This window comes from Cytobacillus gottheilii (assembly GCF_018582665.1).
GTDB classification, from domain to species: domain Bacteria; phylum Bacillota; class Bacilli; order Bacillales; family Cytobacillaceae; genus Cytobacillus; species Cytobacillus gottheilii.
This window is the reverse complement of sequence record NZ_CP071709.1, coordinates 567,179-585,575: the sequence shown is the minus strand read 5'-3', so window position 1 is coordinate 585,575 and position 18,397 is coordinate 567,179. Positions and strand designations below refer to the sequence as shown.

Annotated in this window: 14 protein-coding genes; 4 read left to right on the top strand and 10 right to left on the bottom strand. The window is 35.5% G+C overall.

The window, feature by feature from the left end; translation table 11 throughout:
- Nucleotides 1-138: 138 nt before the first annotated feature.
- Nucleotides 139-1,689, top strand: coding sequence for an IS21 family transposase (istA, locus tag J1899_RS02885; protein ID WP_214476366.1), 1,551 nt, complete (start codon nt 139-141; stop codon nt 1,687-1,689).
- Nucleotides 1,686-2,435, top strand: coding sequence for an IS21-like element helper ATPase IstB (istB, locus tag J1899_RS02880; protein WP_180320196.1), 750 nt, complete (start codon nt 1,686-1,688; stop codon nt 2,433-2,435). The genes istA and istB overlap by 4 nt, the downstream gene beginning before the upstream one ends.
- A 990-nt stretch (nt 2,436-3,425) precedes the next feature.
- Here the strand turns inward: istB and J1899_RS02875 are convergent.
- From J1899_RS02875 to J1899_RS02860, 4 genes are all read right to left on the bottom strand, one after another.
- Nucleotides 3,426-3,989 carry a DUF1643 domain-containing protein gene (locus tag J1899_RS02875; RefSeq protein ID WP_214477427.1) on the bottom strand — a complete coding sequence of 188 codons (564 nt, stop codon included), beginning with the start codon at nt 3,987-3,989 and terminating at the stop codon, nt 3,426-3,428.
- Nucleotides 3,990-4,220: 231 nt separating this feature from the next.
- Complete coding sequence (locus J1899_RS02870) at nt 4,221-5,186, bottom strand: hypothetical protein (protein ID WP_214477425.1); 966 nt, start codon at nt 5,184-5,186, stop codon at nt 4,221-4,223.
- Nucleotides 5,173-7,281 (bottom strand): AAA family ATPase, encoded by a 2,109-nt coding sequence (locus tag J1899_RS02865; RefSeq protein ID WP_214477423.1) that lies wholly within the window; start codon nt 7,279-7,281, stop codon nt 5,173-5,175. The genes J1899_RS02870 and J1899_RS02865 overlap by 14 nt, the downstream gene beginning before the upstream one ends.
- Nucleotides 7,282-7,634: 353 nt before the next feature.
- On the bottom strand, nt 7,635-8,129 hold the full coding sequence (locus J1899_RS02860) for a hypothetical protein (RefSeq protein ID WP_214477421.1): 495 nt from the start codon (nt 8,127-8,129) through the stop codon (nt 7,635-7,637).
- A gap of 499 nt (nt 8,130-8,628) precedes the next feature.
- Between J1899_RS02860 and J1899_RS02855 the strand changes: the two genes are divergently transcribed.
- A complete protein-coding gene (locus tag J1899_RS02855; protein WP_214477419.1) occupies nt 8,629-10,464 on the top strand; it encodes an AAA family ATPase in 1,836 nt (611 codons plus the stop codon).
- A 685-nt stretch (nt 10,465-11,149) separates the two neighbouring features.
- Here the strand turns inward: J1899_RS02855 and rlmD are convergent.
- The 6 genes from rlmD to J1899_RS02825 form a co-directional block, all read right to left on the bottom strand.
- Nucleotides 11,150-12,520, bottom strand: coding sequence for a 23S rRNA (uracil(1939)-C(5))-methyltransferase RlmD (gene rlmD / locus J1899_RS02850; protein ID WP_214477417.1), 1,371 nt, complete (start codon nt 12,518-12,520; stop codon nt 11,150-11,152).
- A 595-nt stretch (nt 12,521-13,115) separates the two neighbouring features.
- The gene (locus J1899_RS02845) at nt 13,116-14,051 is read right to left on the bottom strand and encodes a diacylglycerol kinase (protein ID WP_214477415.1); all 936 of its coding nucleotides are present in this window, start codon (nt 14,049-14,051) and stop codon (nt 13,116-13,118) included.
- Nucleotides 14,052-14,359: 308 nt separating this feature from the next.
- Nucleotides 14,360-15,274, bottom strand: a complete 915-nt coding sequence (locus tag J1899_RS02840; protein WP_214477413.1) for a hypothetical protein — start codon at nt 15,272-15,274, stop codon at nt 14,360-14,362.
- 15 nt (nt 15,275-15,289) lie between these two features.
- Entirely contained in the window at nt 15,290-16,363 is a 1,074-nt protein-coding gene (locus J1899_RS02835; RefSeq protein ID WP_214478732.1) for a hypothetical protein, read from the bottom strand.
- Nucleotides 16,360-16,842, bottom strand: a complete 483-nt coding sequence (locus J1899_RS02830; RefSeq protein ID WP_214477411.1) for an anti-sigma factor — start codon at nt 16,840-16,842, stop codon at nt 16,360-16,362. The genes J1899_RS02835 and J1899_RS02830 overlap by 4 nt, the downstream gene beginning before the upstream one ends.
- Nucleotides 16,839-17,414: an RNA polymerase sigma factor gene (locus J1899_RS02825; protein WP_214478731.1), complete on the bottom strand. Its 576-nt coding sequence runs from the start codon at nt 17,412-17,414 to the stop codon at nt 16,839-16,841. Before J1899_RS02825 ends, J1899_RS02830 begins: the two co-directional genes overlap by 4 nt.
- A 114-nt stretch (nt 17,415-17,528) precedes the next feature.
- Here J1899_RS02825 and J1899_RS02820 point away from each other — a divergent pair, with 114 nt between their 5' ends.
- Nucleotides 17,529-18,365, top strand: coding sequence for a hypothetical protein (locus tag J1899_RS02820; RefSeq protein WP_214477409.1), 837 nt, complete (start codon nt 17,529-17,531; stop codon nt 18,363-18,365).
- The last annotated feature ends 32 nt before the right edge of the window (nt 18,366-18,397 follow it).

Here is an 18,397-nt window from a genome sequence, read left to right as displayed (position 1 = left end):
CCACTAATGACATTCTATTTACCACCTAGTGACAAGAAATGTACCAGCAAATGACAAGCTGTTTACCACTACATTGCCTTCTGTATAATTATTGAGCACACCTATTGGTGTGTCATTATTATTCAGGAGGTTTTTTGTATGATTCATTATCGAAAGATATTGGAATTACAGGATGAGGGTATTAGCCTTAGAGGTATTGCCTCAAGTACTGGCCATTCTCGTCAAAAAGTAACAGAGATCATCACCCTTGCCGAAAAGAAGGGCCTAGTCTGTCCGTTAGAGGAGGAAATGACGGATAAATGGATTGAAGAATTTCTTTTTCCTCAGAAAACATTGGAGGCTTCAGGTCGGCATCCCTTGAATTTTGACTATATTCATGAGGAGTTGGCAAAGCCCAATGTAACACTTTCACTTCTCCACCATGAATATGAAGCTGAATGTAGAGCGAATCAAAAGATCCCATACTCTTATCGAAGTTTCTTACGTCATTACAGTAATTATGCAGATAAATACAAAGCTACTTTGCGCATTCGCAGAAAACCAGGTGAAATCATGGAAGTCGATTGGGCGGGCTCCACAGCATTCATCATTGATAGAGATACTGGAGAAAAGGTAAAAGCCTATGTGTTCGTTGCGACCTTGCCGTGCAGCCAGTTATCATACGCAGAAGCAAGCCTGTCTATGGACTCTCATTCATGGATCACACTTCACAATAATGCCTATAGGTATTTCGGTGGTACGACTCAAATTGTCGTTCCAGACAACCTAAGAACAAGCGTTACTAAGCATACAACCCGCGAATTGATCTTAAATCCTGCTTATAAAGAGATGGCGGACTACTACAATACTGTTGTCATGCCAGCGAGGGTTCGTACCCCTAAAGATAAAGCCAGTGTAGAAGGTTCGGTTGGAGTGATTTCTACTTGGATAATCGCAGCATTAAGAAACATGCATTGCTTTACTATTGATGAATTGAACGAAGAGGTTAGGAAGAAATTAGACGAATTTAATAAAAGACCCTTTACTCGAAAAAAAGGGTCTCGTTTGTCTGCATTTGAAGAAGAAGAGAAATTTGCCCTTTCTCCCCTTCCGATAGAACTTTATAAAATGTCTGAATGGAAAAAGACAACTGTAGCACCTGACTATCACGTTTCCTTCGATAGCATGTTTTATTCCGTACCATACGAATATATCAATCGAGAAGTCGAAGTGAGAGTGTCTGATAAACTCTTAGAAGTATTTTTTAACCATATGAGAATAGCCTCTCATAAACGATTATATGGTAAATTTGGTCAAACTACCACTGTTCACGATCATATGCCAGATAATCACAAGTTATTCGTTGATCAAACCCCAGAAGCTGCGATTGAATGGGCAGAAAATATTGGAGAATCAACGTTAAGTGTAATTCAATATCTTCTAGATACTTCACAAACAGAGAAGCTAGCCCTACAATCTATATTTTCTTTGAAGAAGTTTGAGCGTCGATACACGAAATATGAGATTGAACGTGCTTGTAAGATGGTAATCTCAATGACTAAAAGACCAACGGTCAAAAGTATTCAAACGCTACTGAAGACTAACAAGAAGAATGACGCAGAGCAAGAATTAAAACGGAAAACAGAAATCAACACAAATAATTTTGGCTTTACACGTGGAGCTTCTTACTATGGGGGAACGGATAAATGATGAATGAACAAACATTAACCAAATTAATCGAGATGAAATTAAGTGGAATGGCAGAAGCCTATAAGGAACAAGCAGCTAATAAAGAATTTCAAAAAATGACTTTTGAAGATCGATTTAGTTTACTTGTCGATTTAGAACATGCCCGCCGAAAGAGTAATAAGCTTCAACGGTTAATCAAAATGGCGACTTTTCTTAATTCCAATGCATGTATTGAAGACCTTGAATATCATGAAGATCGAAGGCTAAACAAAGAACTGATTTTGAAGTTGGCTAGTTGTAATTATATACTTGATAGTCACAACATTATATTAAAAGGACCTACTGGTTCAGGAAAGTCATTCTTAGCTACTGCCTTCGGAGTATCTGCCTGTCGCCAGTTTTTCAACGTTAAATATATTCGATTACCAGAATTACTGGATGAGCTGTCACTCGCTAAATTAGCAGCCGACGGAAGTTATCGGAAGAGCATAAAAAAATATACGAAAGTAGACCTCCTTATTCTAGATGAATGGCTATTAACAGATTTAACAACGGATGAAGCAGCAATCCTCTTGGAAATTACAGAGGCGCGTCATAAGGTGGGTTCCACTATATTCTGTTCACAGATTGATCCTAGTGGATGGCATTTAAAGCTAGGAAATGAAACGATTGCGGAAGCAATCTTAGATCGCATTATTCATGACTCCTATCAAATTCTACTAGATGGAGAAGTTTCTATGCGTGAGCGTCACGGGTTAGGAAGGTAACCTTGATTTGGCCACATTAACCCCTAAAGAGATTCAGAAGATTGAAGAATACTATTATTGGGTGGGTTACAAAACCTGGATTCCTTTCCCAAAGGAACTAAATGAAAAGATTTTAAAGGTATACGGTGAGGAACCTGTTCCTTATAGCTGGACTGAGCAAGATATATTTGAAGGGACTAGAAAGTTAATCTTCAATTACTTCATTAACCACTCTAAATAGTTAATTTAAAATAAAGCCCTACAGGATTACTAGAATGTTAATCTGTAGGGCTTATTGCGTACTGGTAAATACGTTGGCGTAGCCTGGTAAATTCCTTGGCGAAGAGTGGTAAAAAAGATGGCAAGGGTGGTAAAAACCCTTGGCTGTAATCAAAAGAGGGATAATGGGAATAAAATAAGAGATTGGGATGTCTGCGTCCTAATCTAGCAACCATGTAAAAAAAAGTTAAGAAACTAAAAGATGATTCACAATTGAAAGGGGTAATTTTTCTAAACTCATTTCCACATTGACATTTCATAAAAATTTTTCCATCCTCAAGTTTAGCGGCTTCGTCATAATAATGATCAAATTACGAAATATGTGTATATCTCCACGTAGAAATGAAAAAAGAAGCTTCCCAAAAGTTAAATCAACTAATGAGAAGCCTCTTTATGTTTATCTTATGTTGGCAATTTGTTAGCAAATCACCTCAAAACCTTTATATATCAATGATTTGAGCGATCATCACATCATGCCGCCCGTAGGTTGCTAGAGTGTAATATTGTTAACATCGAGTGCAAAAAGTGCGGTAAATCAACGTTTTGGATGTTTCATACTGTAACCTCTTTAACGAGGGTTTACCGCTTTATATGGGAGTGCGTTGGGAAGGCGTTAGCAAAATGTTAGCAAATAAGAACAGGTTCTGTTACCGATGTTCACTCACTCAGTATAGCTTTAATGGTGATAGCAGATAGGTGTAGATATAGTAGTGTTCACACTAATTTCTACCATTAATTCAATTCATATCTTTCTATTTTAAAATTCGGAGGATTATCAGTGATATACATACTCAGGTGTGCAGGATTATAAACTTTTCCAGTTTTATTTTTATAAACAATGCTACAGACATTCTCACTACTTATTCCGGAATTTCTAATTATTTCTTTTAATTCCATTCTTCTCTCGTCATATACTTCATCTATTCCCCAAGATATTATTAATGTATCAGAACTTTTACATTCGTTAGAGATTATTTTATCGTTTTCGGAATGATTAGCTATGTTCAATTGTTTATTTAGACTTTCCTTATTTTTTGTAATTAAGGAAAACATATTTAGGATTACAACCTCATTATAACTATTCCTTACTCCAAGATTTGAAGCGATTCGATTTGTTTTATCAAATAATAACTCGTCAGCATAAGAAGGGTTAATTAGAATAAAACATAATTTTTTATTTTCAAGTTTTTTTCGGGAAGTTGTGTACTTTCTTTTTAGCAAAAATCTATGATTTTCATTTTCTGAAAATATACTTTCAATGGCGATGTTACCGATAAATTTTTTAAAATTGCTCACAGCACTCTTTCATTCCTCTCTCCACTTTAATAAGCTTGTTTCGATTTAATGAAGAAAATAGATACAAAGAAAACGAGAAGAGTAGGTCTGGTACTTACTCTTCAACTTTCAGGAAATACAATCAACTTATTATTGTTCTTTTAATAAATGAAATTTATGATTAATACCTTTAACGCTTCAAGTCTGTCTTTTAAATAGATTTCTATAAATATCCTTTTTTAGATAACCGAATTATCTATACCGACTAACTATATCTTTAGTTAATTTTGACAAAGGAAACTTATTCAAATCCGGCTCTAAAAAATAGTTTCCAAAAATCACTCTTTCAAAGTCCTCTTTTGATATATGACTTTCGAACTGACTATCGGTTCTCTCATCCCATTTATTAAAATAATGGGTTAAATCTTTTCTATATAAAGCATTGTATAGTCTTAACCTATGTAAAAGATCTTCTACATAGTTATTATGTATTTTGTAGAGTTCCTCTAGCCCTAGTACTGTCCAATTCTTTTCATAATCCCGACTCATATAAATAGTGTCAACTTTATATTCACTAATAGAATTATTGAATGAATAATCAAAGATTATGTGTTCATCTGTATTCTTAATTTCATATGGATTGACTCCGACTGTTTGTTCTAGTTTTATCACATTACATGTTCCACAGACAGGAATTAGATTATAAAATGACATTGCAAGATAAGGATACTTTCCTTCAGGATAGAAGTGATCTAGTTGAGCTGTCCTTTTAACATAGGGATTATTTGATGATTTATCTATAAGTTTTGTGTTATTAATAAAATTCCTATTACAATAAGGACATACATTTATATCCAGTTCATTAACAAGTTGTAAGGCATTATACCTAACAAAATGGTTATCCCCTCTAGTAGAAAATTTTTTATATAGAGTAAGAAAATATTGTGCCTTCTCATAGTCATTATTTTTATCCTTCGTCGGAGGCTCCGTTTGAAAATCTATACCAACCTCCTCAACTTTATCAATGATAGATTTTAGTTGTTTTGGCTTTGCTTTAATTACTTTTTCCAAATTATAAGTATTGTCAGTTATCCCTAAAATCCAATTGTCTAATACCGAGTATTTGTATTTAAGGCCTTTTGAATTACATAAATGATTTTTAATCTCTTCGAAATGTCTTTCAATAATTTTCTTGTCACTAATTTTAATCCCTATCATTCAAATTTTCCTCATCTTTAAGAATAAGAGAAATAAGATCTTTCTTTACATCTGAAGGTAAGTCGTGTTTCTCTAGTATTTCCTTTAGTAAGTCTCTTTTATTATTGGGGTTAAACATCTCTTCAAATTTCTTTTTTAAAATTGGTTCCCCAATCTCTTTGATATAAAAACTAATTTCCTCTACAGAGTACATGTCACTATCCTGTTTATTGTAGTCTTCATAATCCCTTTTTTCGTTTGTTCCTTCTCTATCTACTCTGCCATTTATCTCTTGGTTATTATTGATTAATTTATCGGTCGTTTTTTTATTTTTTAACTGACTATAAATTCCAGAAAGTACTCCTTCTGCATATGAACCAATTAATCCATCCTCAATATAAAATGATTCTTTATATAAATTATATATATTTTGAGCAAAAGTATAAGGTTTCTTATTGTTATCAATGCTCCTAATAGAATGACCTTCTATATCTTTTTTAAGGAAAAGGACATGATTTTTTGTTAAGTCACTTGTAATAATTGGTGAATGTGAGGTTAATATTACATGAAATGTAGTGCTATTATATTGATTTAAAAAACTATTTAAATCCTTTATAAATTCCTTTTGCATTTCAGGATGAAAAGCATTGTCTGGTTCGTCTAGTAAAATAATAAAAGAATTTTCCTCTTCTTCACTGTACTTTTCAATGTAATCGACAGATAAATCTATATAAGTAAATAGTCTAAGTAATTGTTCCTCTCCAGAACTAAAATAGAAGTTACTTTCTCCATATAAATAGATAATGTCATCAGGCATACAAACTGAAACTTGATTAAATGTATCTGTGTAATTCCTTAATACCAGATAGTTTCTAAAAAAAGTCGCAGCCTCTAATAAAGGTAAGTTCAACCTTGTAGAAGCTCTATAACTATGTTCATTTTTTAATGATATAATATTTTGATATGAAGTAATTAGCTGTTTTACTTTATCTATTAAGTCTGTTTCCTCGCTATCTTCGCTGGAATAATAAGTAGTAATCTTAGTTTTATTAATTAAAGAAATATACTTTTTATAAAGTTCTCTTACTGTTAAATTTCCAAGGGAGAATTCCGTTAAAATACTTTTTACACCATCCTTATACTCCTTTAGACAATTTGACCACTCTTCTTCGATAATTGAGTTATTTACATCCTTATTAGGATATAACATCTTTCTAGCCTTTTCTTCATCAAATATATATCTTGAAATGTCCAATAAATTAAACAATGCAAGAGTAAGATGGATATCAAAGATGTATCTTAAAGAATTTTTATTCCCTCTTTGTAATAGATTTAATAATAACTGGTCTAATTCATTTCTCTTTTTATTTTCCTTAGCATTATATCTTTTTTCAATACGAGAAAGAAAACCATTAAAATGAAATTGAATATATTCAGGAACCTTAAAATTAAATCTAAATTTATTACGTGTTAAAAATTCAATTTGGTGTATCTTACTTATTAGTCTAAAGTTAGATATAGTCTTTTGTAGATTATTATTGGTTTGATTTATAAAATTCAAAAAATAATCAGGAGAATTAAGTAATACCATTGGAGAATAATTAAATGCATGATTATTTTCATACTTGTGAGTTGATGAATTAATACTAAGATCTGTAAATTCAGATATATAAATTAAATTCTTAATTTCTGGTTCCAATAATGATTTTAAACTATTATGAGGTTCTAAATAAAAACCTTCTCTTTTTAATTTAAAACAATATTCTCCAAATACATTGTCTAATTCTTCAATACTAATCTTAACCGTATTGTTATTAAAATAAATGTAAACAATTTTCTCTTTTCTTATTGCTACAATTTTATCCTTTTGTACCGAACCATGTAATAATTCATAGATTTCGTTTAATATTGTTGTCTTGCCTACACCATTTTTTCCAACGATGATATTTAAATTAGTAATAGCATTATTAAACATTCCCTTAGATTCTAGTTTTTCTGTTATCAATTGTTTTTCATCAGTTAATTTAAATGCAATTTCTTGCGAAAAATTCAATTCTAATCCTTGTAAAAATGGATGTTCTAGAAAATTAATATAGAGTAATTCTACCTGTTCCATTGTCTATCCCCTAAATGGCTAATTCGTTACAATACAGTATTATATATCTGTTATTGCTATATCTATATATTACTACCCCTGTGTAAATCAATCGAGTTGTTAGAAGCAGCTGTATCCTTCTTTTTGGATACCGGCATGTCCAAGAATACATATTCTTAACCACCCTTTAAAAACCACTAGGAATATTATACCATCAATAAACACACAATATATTAAAATACACGGAAGTATTTGTCTAATTTTACCTCAATTTGGCAATTATATAATTGTTAGCGCAATCTGTATGTCAAAAAAAACAGAAGGAGATATAAATACTCCTTCTGTTTTTTTGTATTATTCACCGTAATTACAAATCAGATATAACTCTTTACCTTTTCAAAAAGTTCTTTTCTCTCATTTTGTGAAAAGTTTCGAACCAAATTTACTATTGCCTCGATCGTTAACCATTTACTTTCCTTTAGAAATAAATATTCAAGTTTGTTTCTAAATTGATTATCTAGTTGCTCCAGCTCAACACTCGCCTCAATAAACAACTCTATAACCTCATCAATCACTTTGTCATCAATTTTTTCTCTCTGCTGTTCAATTTCTTCTTCAATGCTTGATAGGTATGAAGTTAAAAAATCCTCCCATTTGTCGTCTTCTAGAAAAAAGAAATCCAAGTATGAGCTTTTATCCATGTCAATAAATTTCTTTTCGAACACTTCTCGCCTACCATAGTTATCATGTTGCTGCGAGTATATGCTCTGCAAGTTGCTTACTAATTGGTTAAACCTTACGTCCTGTTGATACTCCCATATCTGTTGCAGCAATGCCAAAATTCTTCTGATTCTGCTTGGATCTCTCATTTAGAATCATATCCCTTATTTAAATTGTTATTATCTTCTACAAAGTCCGATAATCTTACTTCTATTTTACCAATAATTGTCGCAAAGCAAATTTAATTTCAGCTATTAAAATTTGCAGGCTCACAAGAAAATATTATGTTTCAAGAATTCGTCAGTACATTCATTGGAACTAAATAATTTTCCTCAGTGAATTAAAGTTTGAACCATCGGAAATGATGCACACTTTTCTAAAATTTGGCCAGTGGTTATGGCTCCTACTATGAAAGAAGAAATAAAAAAGCACCCGAATCAAGCAGGACGTTGTAAATGTCTTCTTCATTCCCTTTTGGATCTTCATTTAAATCATACAATTCTTCATCTTTTGTTGTATTTATCTTTTTAGGGTTGAAAAATATTTTTTGTGCATCCGCTTTTTCAATGATAATGAAATTTGAAGGAATTTGTAGGTGGTTGTCGAATTATCTAAAATAAATAAATTTATGGTAAAGGGAACAACATTATGAAATTAAAAAGTATTAAAATTAAAAACTTCAGAGGATTTAGCGATGAAACAACTATTAACTTTGAGAATCTAACCGCCTTTATTGGTAAAAATGATGCAGGTAAGTCTACCGTATTAGAAGCTCTTGAAATATTCTTTAATAATAGTATCGTAACTTGTGAAAGGGAAGACCTAAGTATAAATTCTGTTGGAGATACCATTGAAATTACTTGTATTTTTAATAATCTACCAGACATTATAACTCTCGATAGTACTTCTCCAACTAATTTAGCAAATGAATTTCTTCTTAATCCACAAGATGATTTGGAAATCAAGAAATGTTTTAAAGCCACTTCTTCTAAGCCTAAACCAACTACTTTTATAGTATGTAACCACCCAAGTGTACAAGGGTACCATAACTTATTAGATTTAAAAAACGCAGATTTAAAAGCATTAGCCCGTAGGCTTAATTTGCCAGCTGATATTTATCAAGCAAACTCAAATCCAAGTATTCGCGCTGCTATCTGGCATAGTATTGATAATCTCCAGCTAGAGCTGACTGAGCTTCAAGTTGATAAGGAGAACGCAAAGAAAATATACGATTCACTAGAGAAATACCTCCCGATATATGCTTTATTTCAATCAGACCGACCTAGTAAGGATGATGACAAGGAAGTTACTGACCCAATGAAACTAGCCGTACAACAAGCATTACTTGAATTGAACGCTGAATTAGAAAGAATAAAAGAAGAAGTAAAGCAAAAGGCAATAAGTACTGCTGAAAGAACTCTAGAAAAACTTAAAGAGATGGACAGCGAACTTGCTTCCTCATTAATACCTGAATTCAAAACCGAACCAAAATTCGATTCACTTTTTAAGTTATCTATTAACTCCGATGATAATATTCCTATAAACAAGCGTGGGAGCGGTGTTCGTAGACTGATTTTACTCAACTTCTTTAGAGCTGAGGTTGAGCGTAAGTTAGGCGAAAGTGGTTCACAAAGTGTTATTTATGCATTTGAGGAACCGGAGACATCACAACATCCTAAACATCAAGAAATTCTAATGCAGGCATTTATGGATTTAGCCTATAACACCAATTCTCAAGTTATTTTAACAACCCATACTCCTGCTCTTGGTAGTCTACTTCCTCTAGAGAGTTTAAGATTTATTACCAAGGATAATGGAAATAGAGTTGTAAAATGTGGAGAGGAAAGTGTGTTTAAGGAAATAGTTGACACTTTAGGGATCTTACCTGATCCTATTACTTTAAACACTAAAGTATTATTACTGCTTGAAGGACAAGGAGATGTAGTCTTTATAAGACACCTATGTGAAAAGCTTAAAGAAGGTGGAGTCATACCATGCACTTTACAAGAAGCAGGATTTGCATTAGTACCAACAGGAGGCTGTGGTAACTTAAAAGCATGGTCAACCTTAAAATTAGCTGAACAATTTGAAATTCCTTGGTGTGTTCTATTGGACTCTGATTTAGGAACTCCAGAAGCAATTAAGAATACTGAGACAAAAGAGGAATTAGAACGACAAGGTATAAAGATATACTTAACACGTAAACGAGAGCCAGAGAATTACCTACACAATGATTGCTTCTCAAGCTATGGGCTAAGTATCAACTTCTCTGACACAGAGGATGCAAAAGTAACAATAAACCAACACACTCGAATAAGTAAAACAAAAGCATTAGAGCATTTTTGGCCAATGATGACTTTTGAAAACATTAGACAATCTGAAAGCTATCTTACGGAAAGTGGAGAAGAGAAATTTGAATTTACAGACATGATTCTAGACTTCCTAACACTAGTTAATGAAAGATCTGTTGTTACATCACATTAATTTCTTTCTGTAAGTATTTAGGCAGTTTAAGAAAACATAAGATTACAATCTTTACTAGTAGATAATTGAAAACTATTCGAGCAATACAAAGCTAGCGTTTTATAAATCGAGTACCTTTATAAAGATAAAGCAGATGGATAGCCCATCCGCTTTATCTTTTTTAGATCAGCCCTTTTATTAAGCTTTGTTAAACAGATTTACTATATTTTTTATAAAAAAATGGTTAATACATAGAAATAAACAACCAATATATTTGGTACTTCACAATTTTAATTATTATAATATGTTCAGTTTTATTTCCTCGATAACATCTTCGTGTATTACATAAACATATGTCTTGTCGATAATATTATTCAAGTCCTCTAGGTAGTACCCGGTGCCTGGCACGACCCAGAATTGCGTTGGGCTTTTTGGCATTGGTAGTCGTGTTGACGGAGATTGGTAAGTTACTTGGCGAAGTGCTAAATAAGATGGCGAGGGTGGTAAAATCTCTTGGCTATAATCATATTAAGCTTTTTTTGCCCTGAAGTTAGAGTGGGAGTAAAATAATGACACATATATGAAAATGATTTGAGTCCATTTAGAAAAGTGATAATAGACTCACAGGCTGCTATTGAATTTGAACTGAAACAAAAAATCCCGAATTCCTGTTAAGGAACCCGGGATTTTTGAGCCAATTTAAATACTACCTTAATTCTATTAACGCCACGCATTCCACATGCGTCGTCTGCGGAAACATATCCACCGGCTGTACTTCTAAAGTTTTATAACCACCATCCTCAAGAATTCTGAGATCTCTTGCGAGGGTGGCTGGATTGCAGCTGACGTAGACGACTTTTTTGGGTTTCATTTCAATGATGGTCTGAAGCAAGGCTTCATCGCAGCCTTTACGTGGCGGGTCGACGACTAGAACATCCGCTTTAATTCCTTGCTCGTACCATTTCGGGATCACTTCTTCAGCCTTTCCAACAGCAAATTCCGCATTGGTAATGTCATTTAGCTCAGCATTTCGCTTTGCATCTTCAATGGCTTCATGAACAATTTCGACTCCATAGACCTTCTTCGCTTTTTGTGCCAAGAATAACGAAATCGTTCCGATGCCGCAATATGCATCAATGACCGTTTCATCTCCAGCAAGACCAGCATACTCTAAGGTTTTATCATAGAGAACCTTAGTCTGGTCGGGATTAACCTGATAAAAGCTCAAAGCAGAAATGGCAAATTTCACATCACCGATATAATCGTAAATCACTTCGCTTCCCCAAAGGACCTTCACTTTATCCCCTAAAATCACATTTGTCCGTTTGGAGTTGATATTATGAACAATGGATTTCACCTTTGGTAAACGCTTGACTATTCCAGCGACAATTTTATCTTTATTCGGGAAATCAGGGGTTCTTGTGATCATGACAACCATCAATTCACCCGTTTCCTTCCCGTAACGAGCCATAATATGACGCAGATCTCCCTTATGTGTTTCTTCATTGTAAGCCTTCACGCCAAGCTCACTGCAGATCTCTTTCACCGTCTGGATTGCTTGATCTACTTCTGGAAGTTGGATTAAGCTTTCATCCGTTTCGATAATTTCATGGCTTCGGGGTTTAAAGAAGCCCGAGATCAGTTTCCCATCTTTCTCCCCAACAGGAACCTGTGCTTTATTTCGGTAATGCCATGGATGCTCCATTCCCAGAACCGGATGAACCTTCACATCTTCAAGCTTCCCAATTCGTGTCAGTACTTGACGTACTTGATTCTCCTTGAATGTAAGCTGACCTTCATAGCTGATATGCTGAAGCTGACAGCCGCCATACTTATGGCTATCCTCCTTAGCTATATCGACTCGAAAATGGCTTCGTTCTAAAAGTTCAGCCAGCCGGCCGATTCCATAGCCTTTGTTGACTTTAATTACTTTAATATTTGCCTTTTCCCCTGGCAGTGCGCCTTGAACAAAGATTGGATAACCATCTACCTTAGCCACACCTGCACCGTCATGGGTCAAATCCTCGAATTCTACCTGTATATAATCATTCTTTTGAACTGGAATTGTTTTGCTCATATATGTCTTCCTTTACTCTCTTAATACGTGCTGATTGCTAGCAAAATTGTACCATATAATCAGCCTGAATACGAAACGGATCACAGCTTTTACTATTATACCCTAGATGACTTACCTATTAACTGCTTAGAAAAACCGCCCGCTCTATTTTTGACTCTACACCCTAATTCCATTTAAACATTGAATGCCAACTTATCAGCTGTAAAATAAGCGGAGAGATTCCGCTTATTTGCAGGCAGACCCTTATTTAGAGGGAATTTAAACGGAGATTTTCCGACTATTTATAGAAAAAACTCACTTTTTTCCGTTTTTCGGGCCAATAGTCGGAATTTCTCCCGCTATTTTAGCTATTTTCGGTGACTTTTACTGATTAAGCGGAATTTCTCCGTCTATTTATGAACACGGGTATTGAACAAGATCCTCCCGCCTGTATAAGCGGACTTCTAGAAGCGGAATCAGCTTCTTCTTCTCATCAAATTACTAATAAAAATCCCCCATGAAGATCCATATCATAATGTCCTCTTCCTTAAACTGCTCCACTGTTCTTCCTACAAAAAAAAGAGCTATCCGCAGTACTGGAAGCTCTTCTTTCATCTTATTCTTTTCCTTCTTCCAATTCAACTGGCCGGTCTTCTTCGCGAATTTGATCAATTGGAACCAGCACTTCTAAATGCCTGTACAAATTAACAAATTCCGCAGGCAGAAGTCCGCCGAATTCGCCATCGAGATTCAGCTGCACTTTTTCAGTTGAATGGACTTTAATGCGATTCGCCTGTGTATAGATCACATGAGGATCGTTCACATGCTCACCTCTTAATGCAAGGGTCGCAATTCGAATAAAGTCTGCCAGGTTCGTTTTTTTCAAAATGAGAAGTGAAAACAAACCGTCATTGATGGAAGCGTTTGGTGCCAGCTTTTCGAAGCCTCCTACTGAATTAGTAAGGCCAACAAGGAATAGCATAGCTTCTCCTTCAAACATTTTTCCATCATACTCAATGCTCACTTCTGTTGAGCGGATTGAAGGGATCATTTCGATTCCTTTTAGGTAATATGCAAGCTGGCCGATCATCGTTTTGAGCTTGCTTGGGACCTCATAGGTCAGCTCGGTAATTCTTCCGCCGCCGGCAATATTAATGAAATATTTTTCATTAATTCTGCCGATATCTACAGGGATGCTATCTCCTTTGGCGATGATGTCAGCAGCTGCTTCAATATCGCGTGGAATATGCAATGCACGTGCAAAATCGTTCGTAGTCCCTGTTGGCAGAATACCTAGTTTTGGAATAAATTCCTGTTCAGCTATACCGTTAACAACCTCGTTGATGGTTCCATCGCCGCCTGCAGCGACAATCAGATCAAAGCGGCGCTCAACTGCCAGGCGAGCTGCTTTTGTTGCATCACCTTCACCAGTCGTTGCATGACATGAGGTTTCATATCCTGCATTCTCCAGCTTTTGTAGTACTTCTGCTAAATGTTTTTTAAAAATCTCCCGGCCGGAAGTTGGATTGTAAATAATTCTTGCTCTTTTCATGCCCATCATCCTAAAATAATGATTTATTTATCTTGCGTATTCCATCATTTTACATCATAACGAAACTGCTTCTATATAGCAATGTATTTGGAATCAGCATCATTTATTCTATTCATTTTGCTTATATAAAACAAGCTTTCACGTTTAGTCTTTAAGAAAACTTACTGATTGGCGAGCTTTTAAAGTAATCTGCCAATCCCGAATGGACTCTAAATTTATTGTTCACATAAATATGATCCAAGTTTCGAAAAAACTTGCCAGCCGGGCGCTCTTATTCTATACGGCATGTCCATTAGAAAGGTTTCAATCTATTTCATCGTGTGCAGGCTTACTCGATACCCGTTCACGATTTGCAGAGTATGGCTTCCTTCTCCTGTTTTGAAGGAAGCATCGAAAGCCGGTTCAGAGTATGAATCCGCTTTTTCTTTATTACTGATTGTCCACTCTTGCTCATTGCCGCCAAGATCCTGCACTCCATCTGCTAATAGACTGACATCACTTGCTTCTTCCAGCATAACGTTTAAATCTGAGCTCCCATCCACGGTCCAATCGCTTTTTAACAAGCGGGGCTTGACTGTAACAGAGCTGCCTTCAGCTTCAACTTCCAGCTTTAGATCTACAGGTACAAGAAGCGTTGCATCCATGCTTGTATGATGATTAAATGGTCCATTCGTATATTCAGGCATTCTCTTTATATTAATATATAGTGTATCTCCTTTTTCATTCATCGAAACATAATCCATCTTTGACATTTCACTATTTGCTAATGTGCTATGCACAGTGCCAAACATTGAAACTTCATTTATATCTGTTCCTTCAATAGAAATTGGATTGCCGCCTGTACTGACAACTACCCTTTTCACGTCTTTTCCTATAGCCTGCTCCATATTTTTTATATCATAGGTGTGTTCTTCACTGTTCATGTACGCGCTGACACTTTGTAAAACACCGCTTGAACTCAGCAGCGCAAAGCCAATACCGCTCATTCCCAAGACACCCACAAAGAAAATACTAATAAAATCATATTTTAAAAATGGTTTTTCTTTACGTGAGAATAGTAAAAACAGCAAAATCTCAAGACCTAGAATCACTAAGATGATCGGCCACCATGAAATCATAATGTGTTCTATATTAAAGCCCATCAGCTGGGAAAATAATAAATAAATGCCAAGCAGGAGCAAAGCAGCTCCCATTGAAAAGGTTCCTACTCTCCAAGTCCTCATTCTATTTCCCCCTTTCTATTTAACTGGATCTTCATTTTTCTTCTTTTCTAAGTTGCCGGAAAGCAATTTAATGCCGCCTGCAATTAATACGATGCAGACAACAGCTGTTTGGAAGTATTGGTTGAACACATACCAAATGTTAAAGTCATAAATCATTGGTGCCACGATCGGCAGCAGAATATTGGTAGTCATGTAATAGAGCCCGACAACAACTAGCCCAATGCCAATCCACCTCTGATGATTGATAAAGTAGGAAATAATCGGTACATCTTCAAGTTCCTCTTCTCCGTATCGAGAGGCTTTTTGCAGGCCATCAAAGAAACTGTAAAACCAAATGATCGGGATGAGAAAAAGGAATATGCCAAGTCGGAGCACATCCAGGATATAGACAGAAAACAGAAACGCCGCCATCAGCTGAACGCCTCTTTTTTGCAGACCTAAATATAGATGGCCGGCACCAGGAAAGATGGATAAAAAGGTAGCAATTGACTTACTTTTCTTCCCCTCTTCACGGCGCACTTCAAAGTCTTCTAAAATCGTACGGTCAATCAGTTCGATTCCCTGCTGTTTTTTATTCAGCTGCCCGATTGCGTCAAAAAAGCCATAGACCCAAATGACCGGGAACAAAAGCAGGAAAATTAAAAACTCACTTCTGCCTGTCAAAAAGGATACAAATAAAACCATAATACCAAGCCCCAGAAAGGCAGCAAGTAGTGTTAGCCCCCGGTTCATCAATCCAAGATGAAAATGCCCGACACCAGGGATAAAAGATAACAGGATAGTCCTAAAACGCTCATATTCCATTTCAGATGACTTCTGCTCCTGCTGCTGAAATGATGATTTATTCTGCAGCAGATTAGAAGCAGTAATGGCCGTATCGACCAAGCTGACAATATATAAAAAGACACCAGCTATTACGATAAAGATGGCAATATTGACTCCGCCGCTTGCAGCCAGAATAAATGTGATTGCAATCAGAATAAACTCAGTAAACATATAACCTAATCCCCGCAGTACCTTTCCTAAATACAGCAAGCCTCCGCCAGGGAAAAATCCTAACAAAAACGCAATAATGGGATTTTTCATTATTTGCCTTCCTCCTTATTATTACTCTCAAGAGAATCCATCCAAGCGAAGGTTTTATCCACCAGTCCTTCTGTAACAGAATTCTTTTTCTCTTGGAAATTTGTGCTTTTTACACCTTCTGCATATTGGGTAAGCGACTGAAACACACCTGTTGTCATTAATAAAAGCGTCATCGCCGCCGCCACAGCATAATGAAAAATCGCCGTTTTGTGCACCGTTTTTTTCTTTTCCAGCTTCTTTTGCTCTGGAAATGGAATAATGATTGCTTGGGATTGGTTTTGAACCTTAGACATGACCATATCTGTAAAATTCAGTTCATCCCCCATAACAGGCAAATCATCCTCTGCTTCCTCGACCGCAAGAAGATAAAGATCGAGACATTGGTCGCAGCTGTATAGATGATCCTCAAACATTTCGCGTGTGTCATCATCTACTTCATTTTTCACATATTTCATCCATTCATCTAAAGAATAGTGCTTCATGAAAAATCGTCCTCCTTCCAATGCTTTTTCATCCAGATGCGGGCTCGGTAAAGCTTTGTTTCAATCGTTTTCACCTGCACATTTTGCTCCTTGGCCATTTGCTGATATGTTTTTTCCCGAATATAAAAATCATATATAACATGACGGTAATTGTCAGGAAGCTCTTCAAGCCTTTGCAATACTAGCTTTTGCCGGGCTCGATTGATCACTTCTGTTTCCACTTGCTCCCTTTGACCTCCGTATAAATCGTAGCCTGCAGATTCAATTGAATCCTCCTGCCTTTTGTCCTTCTTTCTTTTTACATCAATTGCATGGTTGACTGCAATTCTTTTTACCCATGTTTTAAAGCCTTGATCCTCATATTGGGAGAGAGAGGTATAAATCTTCATAAATACTTCTTGTGCGGCATCCTCCGCCTCTTTCTCATCTCTTAATACCGCATAGATGGTCCGGAACACGTCTAAGCGATATTTTTCAACAAGAAGGCGGAACGCATGATCATTGCCGCTTTTTACTTTTTGGATAAGAACTTGGTCGCTAATCTCTCTCTCCCCCCTTCTGTCAGCTTCCACATTAATAGACGAAGCTACACACACGTATCCCTACAAAAAAATGAAAACTTTTTTAACATTTAATCGTAATACTATGATAAAATGATTCATCCATTTTTATCCAAGGGGGTTTTTATGTCTAAAAGGCTTATATTATTAGGATTTATTCTTCTTTTTATCAGCAGCTGTTCACCGCCGGAGATAGACACATATGAAGAGAAAGCTCCACAGGTTGTCTTTAAAATTGAAAACGAAGCTGGTTTACCAGACAGTGATGTAAAGACTGTTGAGACTCGTTTACAAAACGCATATAAAAAGATTACTTCTTCTATTAAAATTGACTATAAATATCCAAGTGAGATTCATGTCATTTTAAAAGAAGGCAATCTTGTTTCTTCTGGTTTTAAAAACACGATTAAATTATATGGAAATACGGATACCTACCCAATTGTACATGAACTAAGCCATATACTGCTTGGATATGGGGAAAATTTTGATAGTAGTTCTGGGTTTCTTACACAAGAGGGGATTGCTGAATATTTTGAGCAAAAATACGGCACAAATAACGCCATTCCTCACCATTCCCATATGAGATTTTTAAAGCAATATAATAAAATCTATTCTCTCCCCCTGCTGGCAAGCACGGAGAATAGCACTGAACTCTTTCGGCCAAATATGTCGTCGGAAGACGGATATAAAATTCAGCATATTGCCTATGTACAAGCAGGTTCCTTTATCAGTTATTTAATTGAAACATATGGAATGGAAAAATTCGAGAGTATCTACAACGAACAGAATTTAACTGATACAATAGAAACGATCTATGGTAAAAGTTTACTGAAATTGGAAGATGAATGGCTGATGTTTCTGGAAAACCAAATGACGCTGCCGGAGCAGGCACAACATTATTTACAGCAAATGTATGGATCCTTTTTGGATAAAGATGATCTGATTGTTTTTCAGAACAACTAGGCTATAAAATGGGACAACTAGGAATATAATGA

Excerpts from the sequence above, each read along its gene's own strand:
- J1899_RS02870 (WP_214477425.1), bottom strand. The coding sequence starts at position 5,186 with ATGATAGGGATTAAAATTAGTGACAAGAAAATTATTGAAAGACATTTC.
- J1899_RS02840 (WP_214477413.1), bottom strand. The coding sequence starts at position 15,274 with ATGAGGACTTGGAGAGTAGGAACCTTTTCAATGGGAGCTGCTTTGCTC.
- rlmD (WP_214477417.1), bottom strand. The coding sequence starts at position 12,520 with ATGAGCAAAACAATTCCAGTTCAAAAGAATGATTATATACAGGTAGAA.
- istB (WP_180320196.1), top strand. The coding sequence starts at position 1,686 with ATGATGAATGAACAAACATTAACCAAATTAATCGAGATGAAATTAAGT.
- istA (WP_214476366.1), top strand. The coding sequence starts at position 139 with ATGATTCATTATCGAAAGATATTGGAATTACAGGATGAGGGTATTAGC.
- J1899_RS02860 (WP_214477421.1), bottom strand. The coding sequence starts at position 8,129 with ATGAGAGATCCAAGCAGAATCAGAAGAATTTTGGCATTGCTGCAACAG.
- J1899_RS02830 (WP_214477411.1), bottom strand. The coding sequence starts at position 16,842 with ATGAAGCACTATTCTTTAGATGAATGGATGAAATATGTGAAAAATGAA.
- J1899_RS02865 (WP_214477423.1), bottom strand. The coding sequence starts at position 7,281 with ATGGAACAGGTAGAATTACTCTATATTAATTTTCTAGAACATCCATTT.
- J1899_RS02855 (WP_214477419.1), top strand. The coding sequence starts at position 8,629 with ATGAAATTAAAAAGTATTAAAATTAAAAACTTCAGAGGATTTAGCGAT.
- J1899_RS02820 (WP_214477409.1), top strand. The coding sequence starts at position 17,529 with ATGTCTAAAAGGCTTATATTATTAGGATTTATTCTTCTTTTTATCAGC.
- J1899_RS02845 (WP_214477415.1), bottom strand. The coding sequence starts at position 14,051 with ATGAAAAGAGCAAGAATTATTTACAATCCAACTTCCGGCCGGGAGATT.